The following is a 10,752-nucleotide window of genomic DNA, read 5'->3' on the forward strand; positions in this document are numbered from 1 at the left end:
GGGCCTTATTTCTTTTTTCCGGGGCCACCAAGGCCGGGAAAACTTTTCGGCAGGCCAGGCAAACCACCGGGGAATTGTGACGGCAAACCACCACCCGGCAGACCGGGGAAGTTGGTGGGCACACCCCCACCACCGCCGGGACCACCCATCTTCTCCGCCATCTCCTGCAACATTTCGGGAGAAGGCGCGCCGCCCTTGAAGCCCATCATGTTGGCAAGGCCGGCCAGCGGGCCACGCTTGCCCGCCTTGCCGCCCATGGCCTTCATCACATCGGCCATCTGGCGATGCATCTTCAGCAGGCGGTTGATCTCTTCCACCTTGGTGCCGGAACCGGCAGCAATGCGGCGCTTGCGCGAGGCGTCCAGCAATTTGGGAGTCGCGCGCTCCTTGCGCGTCATCGAATTGATGATGGCGACCTGCCGCTTGAACACCTTGTCATCCAGATTGGCAGACGCAATCTGGTTTTTCATCTTGGCCACGCCCGGCAGCATGCCCATAAGCCCGCCAAGCCCGCCCATTTTCTGCATCTGCAAAAGCTGGTCGCGCAGATCCTCGAGATCGAAGGCCCCCTTGCGCATCTTGTCTGCGACGCGCTTGGCCTTCTCGATATCAATATTCTCGGCGGCCTTCTCCACAAGGGCGACCACGTCGCCCATGCCGAGAATGCGACCCGCCACCCGCTGAGGATCGAAATCCTCCAGCGCGTCCATCTTTTCGCCCGTACCGAGCAGCTTGATAGGCTTGCCGGTGACAGCCCGCATGGAGAGCGCCGCGCCACCGCGCCCGTCACCATCCGCACGGGTCAGCACGATGCCGGAAAGGCCCACGCGCTCATCAAAGGCCTTGGCGGTATTCACCGCATCCTGGCCGGTGAGGCTATCGGCCACCAGCAGCACTTCATGCGGCTTGGTGATGGCCTTTACCTCGGCCACTTCCGCCATGAGCCCTTCATCGAGCGTCACACGACCGGCGGTATCCAGCATCACCACATCGTAGCCGCCGAGGCGCGCCGCATCGAGCGCACGCTTCGCGATCTGCACGGCGGACTGGCCGGCAATGATGGGCAGGGTCGCCACCTCCACCTGCTGGCCCAGCGTAGCCAGCTGCTCCATGGCCGCCGGGCGGCGGGTATCGAGCGAGGCCATCAACACCTTGCGCTTCTGGCGTTCCGTCAGGCGCTTGGCAATCTTGGCGGTGGAGGTGGTTTTACCCGAGCCCTGCAAGCCAACCATGAGGATGGGCAGAGGCGCAGGCGCATTCAGATCAATCGGCTGTGCGTCAGAGCCGAGCGTGGCGACCAGTTCATCATGAACCAGCTTCACCACCATCTGGCCGGGGGTGACGGACTTGATGACTTCCACACCCACGGCGCGCTTGCGCAGCCTGTCAGTGAAGGAACGCACCACATCCAGCGCCACGTCGGCCTCGATGAGGGCCCGGCGGACCTCGCGCATGGCTTCGCCGACGTCAGCCTCGGTCAGAGCGCCGCGCCGCTTCAGCTTGTCGAGTATGCCGCCAAGGCGGTCTGAGAGGGTATCGAACATGGCTGCCCGTCTGTTTCGGTTTCACTGGGGACGCAACCATAACGCTTCATGCCGCCTGAAGGGCAACGCAAAACGCGCCCGAGGGCGCAACGCGCTGTCGGGCGGGAACCTCCGGGCTCGAGGCCCGGGCGGCGGAATCGGCATGGCCGTCCTTGTGAAGGCGCGCTGTTTAACAGTTCCGGCGGCATATGGCAAATATGTTGCGCCAGATTGGAACAGCCCACCTGCCACGCCCCATTCAGGAGGCCTTGCGATCCAGCTTTTCCGGGGCGGATGAGGCTTTCCCACCCTTCTCCGCCTGCCTGTTGGAATTCGCCGTCACAGGTTTCGCCTGGCCAGAGCTGTCCGCCTTCTCTTCCTCAGCCACTTCCAATGAGGCGAGCTGCGCCACCTTGACCTGCGACTTACCGCCGGCTGCCTGCTTTTTTTCCCATTTACGCGCCATGATATCGCCAAAGCCGAGGATCAGCAGCTTCAGATCCTCTTCCTGCACGGCATTCGCGGCGCTTTCCACTGAGAACCAGAACCCCTCTCGCTGAGTACGCTCCGGCCAGTTTGAAGCCTGGCGCTTCACCTTGAGGGGAAACACCATGACATCACACATGACAGAGCGCACGGCGAGGCGCTTCTCATAGCAGTAGATGCCCAGCGCCTCACGGGCGATGGGGCCAAGCAGGCCCGCTTCCTCATAAGCCTCGCGCGCGGCGGCCTTCGCCGGAGAGATGCCCTTCATCGGCCACCCCTTGGGAATGACCCAGCGCCGGGTTTCCCGCGAAGTGATGAGGCGAAGCTGAACCCGCCCATCTTCCCGCACGCGATAAGGCAATGCAGCATACTGCACCCGCCGTCCCGGACGACTGGTCTCGAACTGGGATATACCCTTCTTGCCCTTGGATGCCTTGCCTGTTGTCACAGATATGCCCCACCTGAGCGGACCAGCAAGAAGCAGGCCGCCTGTTCTTTCCGGCCATCAGGCCAGAAGTACGACCGGGCTGCAACTCCTGATCGCCCCCCGACGACCAATCATCGCTCCGCCGGGATATATTGCCCCGGCAGAGCGAAATTCCAACCCGCCTCAGCGCGCCTCCGCCTCATAAACAAGAACGGCCCGCGCCTGCACATCAATCTCGCCGGCCTCAACCGGAACCGCCTTCTGGTTACCCTCGGCGCGCATCATCACCGCCATCGGGCGGACCGGCATGGGAGCATTGGCGCTGGGTTCAACAGATACAATCCGTGTCACCCGCAGCCCAGCCGCCTCCGCCACGGCCCTGGCCTGCTCCATGGCATTCTTCACCGCTTCAACCTGAGCCTGCTGCTCCAGCCGGGCGCGGTTCGACACGGTGAAAGACAACCCCGAAGCCTCATTTGCGCCAGACTGGACCATCTTGTCCAGCAAGCCCCCCAGAATCGAGAGATCTCGCACTGTAACCTGCACCGTATTGCGCACATCAAAACCCACAAGGCGCGGCTCCTCACGGCTGCCGGCCTTCGGATACACATATTGCGGCTGCACCGAGAAATTGCTCGTCGAAATATCACGCGAGCCAATGCCAGCCGCTTTGATAGCCTCGATCACGGCGCTGACGGCCTGTGTATTGGCGGCCATCGCTTCTCCCGCGGTCTTGCCCCGGCTCACCACTCCGGTGGAAAATGAGGCCATATCCGGCGTGGCGGAAACAACGGCCTCACCCGTAACCCGAACTGTGGCCGCCTGCGCCGCCTGTGGGGCAAAGCCTGCCACCGCCAGCCCCATCCCCGCCACTGCGGCGAGCATCGAAAGGCGAAGAGACGAAACCTGAACCGGGAAAGCGCGCATGGGGATCCTCCTGCTGGCACATTGCACTTCACATCACCCTGCGAACACGGCGTGATTACGGCATCTCCCCTGCCAGCTCATCCACTCCGGCTGCATCAATGGTTGTTCTGCACGCGCAAGCTTGATAGAGCACATGAAGATATGGAATCGCGCAAAATGCGTTTATTCCAGCCGCAACATGCGGCGGGCCCGTAGCTCAATGGTTAGAGCCGACCGCTCATAACGGTCTGGTTGGGGGTTCGAGTCCCTCCGGGCCTACCAATGTTTTCAATGTGTTATGAAGATTTTTGGCGACTTTACGGTTTCCCCTCAGGTCGCGTTGAACCTGCTCTCTAGATCTTCAAGAGCCTCTAACCACCAGTTGCGGCCTTCTCTCGTCAGTAACCGGAGTCCAACGCAAAAAGGCCCCCTCACCCCTCTGCGGGCTCAACCTTCATGGGCACACTACCGAAGAGAGCGCTCGCGACCATCAGTGTTTTTAAAATAAAATGGGCGCACCCGGCCGGATATAAAGCCTTACCTTGAACACAATCCACCTTTATACAGGACCGATCGAACTTGCTGACGAACTTTGTTACTGCGCGTTAGCGCATCTGCGATATTTTCCTCTCAAATTCGAAATTTCGAGCGTCTGGCGCACAGTCAGACGACGATAACCGTGTCGGTTTGAAAGGAATCGTCATGACAATCGGTACCGTGAAGTTCTTCAACACCACCAAGGGTTTTGGCTTCATTCAGCCGGAAGATGGCTCCCCGGATGTGTTCGTCCACATCTCTGCCGTTGAGCGCTCTGGCATGCAGACCTTGGTCGAAGGCCAGAAAGTCAGCTTTGAAGCGGTCATTGATCGCCGCAGCGGCAAAACGGCCGCCGAGAATCTTCAGGAACAGTGAAACCAGGCGATACAGGCTCTTGACCACGGATGTACTGGCATGAGTCTTTAGTATCTGCATGTAAAGGCCGGGCAATGCCCGGCCTTTTTCCGTTTGCATGAGACCCTTGAAAAACCCCTCACAGCCCTATCGGCAAACAACCCGCGAAGGGTCCCGTGTGTCTCTCCGCTTGATCGCGTTCCTTTTTTGTTCTAGTCTCTGATCTGCGGATTGGTGAATGACACAAGCCCGCATGTCTCTTCCCCATGCAAGGCCGATATGTCACCTCGCTTCCGCCCGTTTCTGCTACTCGTCACGGCACTGGCTTTGCCGGCATCGCCCCATGGCGCAATGGCGGAAGAGAGCGTTTCAGTCGGCCCCTGCCCCATATCCGCCCCAGCGACCATTGTGCCCCCACAACTACCGGCAGAAGGAACCGCCCTTTACATCAAGGAACTGACTGAGAATGGCAGCCTCTTACTGACAAACGGGCAAACCTTCTTGCCTGAAGGTATCGCCCTGCCCTCCCGCCTCACGGCTGAGGCGGATGTGGTCCGGGCGGCCCGCAAGGCTATGGCCACAACCTTTCACGGGCAGCCCCTGCATCTGACACATATTTGGGCGGATCGATATGGCAGGCTGAATGGCCGCGCCACTCTGGAAACAGGCGAAGATGCGACCCTATCCCTTCTGCGCGCTGGTGCTGGCCTTGCCCGGCCTGTCGAAATACAACCTCCACGCAACCAAATTCGCCGCGCAGCCAATCTAGCCTGCAACCAAGCCCTTCTGGCCACCGAGGCACTCGCCCGGCAAGCCCGGAGCGGTATCTGGGCCTTGCCGCGCACCATCGTTGAAGCACAAGACGAAGTCGCGCTGGCAGCCCATGCAGGGCTTTTCACTCTTGTGGAAGGGCGGGTTCAGGCGGTGGGGGTAACCCGCAACCGCATTTATGTGAACTTTGGGCCACGCTGGTCAGAAGATTTCACAATCATGCTGGCGAGGAAGGATTTCGCCACCATCTTTGGCAATAATCTTGATCCTGCCATGTTGCGCGGCACTTTCATGCATGTGCGCGGTGTGGTTCAGGAAGAAGGTGGCCCGGCCATATTCATCCACAAGGCGGAAAATGTGGCGTGGTGGACGCCATCAGACGAGGAGCGGGACAGCAAGTGAGCGAACAAGAAAGCGCTCTGGTCCATAAGGGGTGGGCACGCCTGAGCCGGGCGTTCTGCTCGCGCACATGCGCGCGCCCGGATGCTGCGCGCGTGCCTCCCGCCGCGCACACGCCTTTTGCTCGCCTGTTCGCGATACTGGCCGTTCCGCTGCTGCTTTCGGCCTGTGCCAGGTTCGAGGTTGATTCGAACAGTTTGCCCCTCACCTCCCCCGCCCCGGCATCAGATTATGCGGATATGAACCCAACCCAGCGGCGCGAGCATGAAAAGCTCGTGGCCAGCTATGGCGGGGCCTATAATGACCCGGAGTTGAAGGCGCTCATCCAGCAAACGGTGGAACGGCTGGTGGCCGCCTCTGAACGGCCGGATCTGACATATCGCGTCACGATCCTCAATTCTCCGGCCATCAATGCCTTTGCCCTGCCCAACGGCTCGCTTTATGTCACCCGCGGCCTTCTGGCCCTGGCCAATGACACCTCAGAGCTGTCCTCCGTGCTCGCGCATGAAATGGCGCATGTCATTGCCAGCCATGCCTCCATCCGTGAAGGGCAGGTGAAGCAGGCTGTTCTGGTCAACCGCGTCATTTCCGATGTTGTGCATGATCCGGATCTCGGTGCTCTGGCCATGCAGAAGAACAAGCACACACTGGCCTCATTCTCCCGCGGGCAGGAGCTGGAAGCCGATGCCATTGGCGTTGGCATCGCCGCGCGCGCGGGTTTTGACCCTTATGGCGCCACACGCTTCCTCAAAAGCATGGAAGACTATGGCGATATGCGCGCAGCCGCCAAGGGCAAGCCCGGCGCGAAGCAACAGCAGCAGGATTTTCTTTCGTCCCATCCCGCAACGCCGGAGCGCATCACCGTGGCCCTCGCCAATGCGCGCCAATATGCCGACCCGGATATGGGCGAGCGCGACAAGAGCCTCTATCTCGCCAAGCTTGATGGCATGGTTTATGGCGATGATCCAAAAGAAGGCTTTGTGCGGGAGAACCGTTTTTTCCATCCCAAGCTGGGCTTCACATTCACGGCTCCGCAAGGCTTTTCGCTGGAGAACACCTCTCAGGCTGTCCTCGGCGCAAGCGAGAATGGGCACGAAGCCATCCGGCTGGATGCCGTGCGTGTACCCTCCAGCCAGTCTCTCGGCCAGTATCTGGCCTCCGGCTGGATTGAGGGCGTGCAAATTGATACCGTCGAGACCCTCACCATCAACGGCTTTTCCGCCACCACGGCTGTCGCACGCGGGGAGCAATGGTCCTTCCGCATGTATGCCATCCGCTTCGGCTCGGATGTGTACCGCATCATCTTCGCGGCTCGCGATCTGACCCCGCAGATCGACAAGCAATTCCGCGCCGCCGCCGGCACCTTCCGCCGCGTATCAACGCGTGAGGCGCAAACCGTGCGCCCGCTGCGCATCCGCGTCGAGACAGTCGGCTTTGGAGATACGCCCGCCAAGCTGGCCCGGCGCATGATGGTACCCAGCCAGCAGATGGAACTTTTCCTCAATCTCAATGGACTGAAGGCCGGCGACAAGCTGAAATATGGCGACAGGGTCAAGATCATCTCGGAATAGAAGGCCCGTTCGCCAATGGGCACATCCATGGGCCATATCATCAACTTGACCGCAGCCATGGAGCCGCGTCACAACGGGTAGCCATAATCCGATCCGCTGGCGCAGGCCCTGCGCACATCCACACATCACCCGACCCATGGCGCAGATACCTGCGCCACACACAGCACATGCGCCATCATCCGGGGATTTCATGACCATGCTCGCCCTGCCCTTCCCCACCATTGACCCCGTTCTGGTGGAAATCGGCCCTCTCGCCATCCGCTGGTATGCCCTCGCCTATATTGCCGGGCTTGTGCTGGGCTGGCTGCTGGCGCGGGCTCTGGTGTCCCGGCCGGCACTGTGGGGCGGCGTGGCACCCATGAAGCCGCAGGATCTGGATGACGCGCTGTTCTGGGCGACACTCGGCGTCATACTGGGCGGGCGCATTGGCTATGTGCTGTTCTACAATTTTTCCTATTACGCCGCGAACCCCGGTGAAATCATCGCAGTGTGGAAGGGGGGCATGTCCTTCCATGGCGGGTTGGCGGGCACCATTCTGGCTCTGCTGTGGTTTGCCCGTTCGCGCGGTATCCGCATATTGTCCATGCTGGATGTGGCCGGGGTGGTAGCTCCCCTCGGCCTGCTGTTTGGCCGCCTCGCCAATTTCATCAATTCTGAATTGTGGGGTCGCCCGACAGATGTCGCCTGGGCGGTGATCTTTCCCAATGGCGGCAATATTCCGCGCCACCCCAGCCAGCTTTATGAGGCGGCTCTGGAAGGGCTCATCCTGTTTCTTGTCATGATGCTTCTTGTGCGGCTGGGCGGGCTGCGGCGGCCCGGCCTCGCCACCGGCCTCTTCGCCATCGGCTATGCACTGGCACGCATCATTGTGGAGTTCTTCCGCGAGCCGGACCCGCAACTGGGTTATCTGGCCTTTGGCACCACTATGGGGCAATGGCTCTCCGTGCCACTTCTTTTGGCTGGCCTCGTCCTCATGCTTCACGCCCTCCGGCAACCACCGCTCACAACCGCAGCCGCGCCCCGAAACACCCGCTGAAACCGGGAGAGCCGCATGACCACGCCGCACACGCTGCCGCAAGGTGAAACGCCTCTGGGCCTGGAAATCCGCAACCTCATCCGGCATGAAGGGCCCTTGCCCATCAGCCGCTATATGGCGCTGTGTCTGGGGCACCCACGCCACGGCTATTATCTCACGCGCGATCCCCTGGGCGCAGCGGGAGATTTCACCACCGCGCCGGAAATCAGCCAGATGTTCGGTGAACTTCTGGGCCTGTGGGCAGCCGCACTGTGGCAGCAGATGGGGTCACCACCCGTCTTCCAACTGATCGAGTTGGGCCCCGGTCGCGGCACGCTGATGGCCGATGCCCTGAGAGCGGCGCGCCTGCTACCAGCCTTTTCGCAAGCCGCGCAGGTCCATCTGGTGGAAACCAGCCCGGTCTTGCGGCAGGCGCAACAGCGCGCTCTTGAAAACAGTGGTGTCAGCACCTTCTGGCATGACCGCATCGAGGATGTGCCCGAGGGGCCCGCCATTGTTCTGGCCAATGAGTTTTTCGATGCCCTGCCCATAGATCAGTACCTCTACACCAAGGGCTACTGGCACGAGCGACGCGTGGGGCTGGATGATGAGGGCCGGCTGATTTTCGGTCTGGAAGCTGCTCCTTCCCCCCTCGCCTCTCATTATGCAGCCCATCTCCCACCACCCCATGAGGGGGCCATACTGGAGCGACTGGACCTTTCCGCGGCGCGCGCGCTGGCCCGTCGTCTCGCGTCACAAGGCGGGGCCGCGCTCATTATTGATTATGGCCATGGGGGTGGCTATGGCGATACATTACAGGCGCTGGAGCACCACCATTATGCAGATCCGCTGGCTCATCCCGGTGAAGCTGACCTGACAGCGCATGTGGATTTTGCCGCCCTCGCCAAAACAGCCAAAGGGGAGGGCCTTCTGGCCCATGGTCTGCCCGGCCAGGGAGATTTCCTCATGCGGCTTGGCTTGGCCCAACGTGCGCAAGGGCTGATGCAGGGCAAGGATGAGGCGACACAGAACGCCATATTGGCTGCGGTCTCCCGCCTGTGTGGCAGCGGGCCGGATGAAATGGGCGTTCTGTTCAAGGTTCTGGCGCTTGGCCACCCAGACCTCGGCGCCCTGCCCGCTTTCGACACCACCGAGCGCATGAAAGATTAAGAGCCGCCGCTTTCACTTTCTGCACATGCCCCTTGTGGGTGCCCTCCACCCGGCGACACCAGTTTCAGAGGTCCGGAGATGAATAACCAGACGGATTTCGGCATGAAAATCGAAGCGCCCTCCCTCAGTGGTCTGCCGGGCATTCGCCATGCTTTTTTCACCCGCAAAGGCGGCGTTTCCAGCGGTGTTTATGAGAGCCTGAATGGTGGGCTCGGTTCCAGCGACATTTCTGAGCATGTGCTGGAAAACCGCGCTCGCATGGCTCGCAGCCTGAGTGTGCAGCCCACGCATCTTCTGGCCTGCTGGCAAGTTCATTCGCCGGATGCTGTTCTGGCCACCACGCCCTGGGCGCGCGAGGATTCACCCAAGGCAGATGCGATTGTCACCCGCACGCCCGGCATTGGCGCTGGCATTTCCATGGCTGATTGCGGGCCCGTATTGTTTGCGGACCCAAATGCCGGCATCGTGGCTGCAACCCATGCCGGCTGGAAGGGCGCATTTAGCGGGGTGCTCGCCAATACCGTAACCCTCATGGAACAGCAGGGGGCGACACGCAGCCATATTCGTGCCGTCATCGGCCCTCTCATTCGTCAGCCCAGCTATGAGGTGGGAGACGAGTTTCGCAGCCGTTTCATTGCCGAAGATGAGGGTTTTGCGCGCTTCTTTGTGCCTTCGCCCAAGGCCGCGCACTGGCAATTCAACCTGCCGGCCTTCATCGCCCTGCGGCTGGAACAGGCCGGGATCGGCATGATCGAGGATCTGGGGCTGGATACCTATTCAAACCCGGAACTGTTCTACTCCTACCGGCGCACCACGCATCAGGGTGAAGCCGATTACGGCCGACTGATCGCTGCCATCGCCCTCACGCCATAACAGACGACACGTCTTCATGGCTCCGGCAGGGGCTGCACAACCGCCGCCCCTCCAGAGGCGATCATGCTTCATGTACCCCGCTTATGAAGCATGATCCGGCCTGCTCCAGAACTCTCCATTTTTCATGCGGCTGAAGCTCCGCCATTTCCCCAACCTCTAGCGGTGGGGGAACTGCGGCCTTTGACGGTTCTGCTGCGGACGAGGACGATGCTGCTGAGGCTGGCGCCGCATCTGCCGCGGACGTATCCGTTGGGGCCTTTGCCGGTTCGGACGAACCTGCTGCGGACGCGGCCGGTTGCGATTGGGACGAACCTGCTGGGGCCTTTGCCGGTTCGGGCGAACCTGTTGCGGGCGCGGCCGGTTGCGATTGGGACGTACCTGCTGGGGCCTCGGCCGGTTCGGGCGAACCTGCTGCGGACGCGGCCTGTTCTGATTGGGACGCACCTGATGCGGGCGTCCTCCCGGAGGGGGGCGAACAGAACCACCCGGACGGTTCGGACCCATGCCTGGAGGACGACCGGGGCCACCCGGACCACCAGGACGGTTCGGACCCATACCCGGAGGACGGCCGGGGCCACCCGGACCACCAGGACGGTTCGGACCCATGCCCGGAGGACGGCCGGGGCCACCCGGACCACCAGGACGGTTCGGACCCATGCCCGGAGGACGGCCGGGACCACCCGGACCACCAGGACGGTTCGGACCCATACCCGGAGGACG

Annotated in this window: 9 protein-coding genes and 1 tRNA gene; 7 read left to right on the forward strand and 3 right to left on the reverse strand. The window is 61.5% G+C overall.

All coding sequences use genetic code 11. The features are described from left to right. Window positions 1-5: 5 nt before the first annotated feature. From ffh to ACT6QH_RS13570, 3 genes are all read right to left on the reverse strand, one after another. Window positions 6-1,544 carry a signal recognition particle protein gene (gene ffh, locus ACT6QH_RS13560; RefSeq protein ID WP_444975345.1) on the reverse strand — a complete coding sequence of 513 codons (1,539 nt, stop codon included), beginning with the start codon at window positions 1,542-1,544 and terminating at the stop codon, window positions 6-8. 238 nt (window positions 1,545-1,782) lie between these two features. Next, window positions 1,783-2,457 (reverse strand): NUDIX hydrolase, encoded by a 675-nt coding sequence (locus tag ACT6QH_RS13565; RefSeq protein ID WP_444975346.1) that lies wholly within the window; start codon window positions 2,455-2,457, stop codon window positions 1,783-1,785. A gap of 162 nt (window positions 2,458-2,619) precedes the next feature. Beyond that, window positions 2,620-3,363 (reverse strand): SIMPL domain-containing protein, encoded by a 744-nt coding sequence (locus ACT6QH_RS13570; protein ID WP_444975347.1) that lies wholly within the window; start codon window positions 3,361-3,363, stop codon window positions 2,620-2,622. 185 nt (window positions 3,364-3,548) lie between these two features. On the opposite strand from ACT6QH_RS13570, the gene ACT6QH_RS13575 reads away from it, so the two are divergent. The 7 genes from ACT6QH_RS13575 (at window position 3,549) to pgeF (ending at window position 10,032) form a co-directional block, all read left to right on the forward strand. Next, window positions 3,549-3,624 (forward strand) — tRNA-Ile (locus tag ACT6QH_RS13575). 420 nt (window positions 3,625-4,044) lie between these two features. Then, entirely contained in the window at window positions 4,045-4,254 is a 210-nt protein-coding gene (locus ACT6QH_RS13580) for a cold-shock protein (RefSeq protein ID WP_444975348.1), read from the forward strand. 258 nt (window positions 4,255-4,512) lie between these two features. After that, entirely contained in the window at window positions 4,513-5,406 is an 894-nt protein-coding gene (locus ACT6QH_RS13585; protein WP_444975349.1) for a thermonuclease family protein, read from the forward strand. 92 nt (window positions 5,407-5,498) lie between these two features. Continuing rightward, window positions 5,499-6,974, forward strand: a complete 1,476-nt coding sequence (locus tag ACT6QH_RS13590) for a M48 family metalloprotease (RefSeq protein ID WP_444975367.1) — start codon at window positions 5,499-5,501, stop codon at window positions 6,972-6,974. Window positions 6,975-7,164: 190 nt separating this feature from the next. Then, window positions 7,165-8,010, forward strand: coding sequence for a prolipoprotein diacylglyceryl transferase (gene lgt, locus ACT6QH_RS13595; RefSeq protein WP_444975350.1), 846 nt, complete (start codon window positions 7,165-7,167; stop codon window positions 8,008-8,010). A 15-nt stretch (window positions 8,011-8,025) separates the two neighbouring features. After that, on the forward strand, window positions 8,026-9,159 hold the full coding sequence (locus ACT6QH_RS13600; RefSeq protein ID WP_444975351.1) for a class I SAM-dependent methyltransferase: 1,134 nt from the start codon (window positions 8,026-8,028) through the stop codon (window positions 9,157-9,159). A 102-nt stretch (window positions 9,160-9,261) separates the two neighbouring features. After that, window positions 9,262-10,032, forward strand: coding sequence for a peptidoglycan editing factor PgeF (gene pgeF / locus ACT6QH_RS13605; RefSeq protein ID WP_444975368.1), 771 nt, complete (start codon window positions 9,262-9,264; stop codon window positions 10,030-10,032). Window positions 10,033-10,752 lie beyond the last annotated feature (720 nt).

This window comes from Haloleucobacter albus (assembly GCF_052492075.1).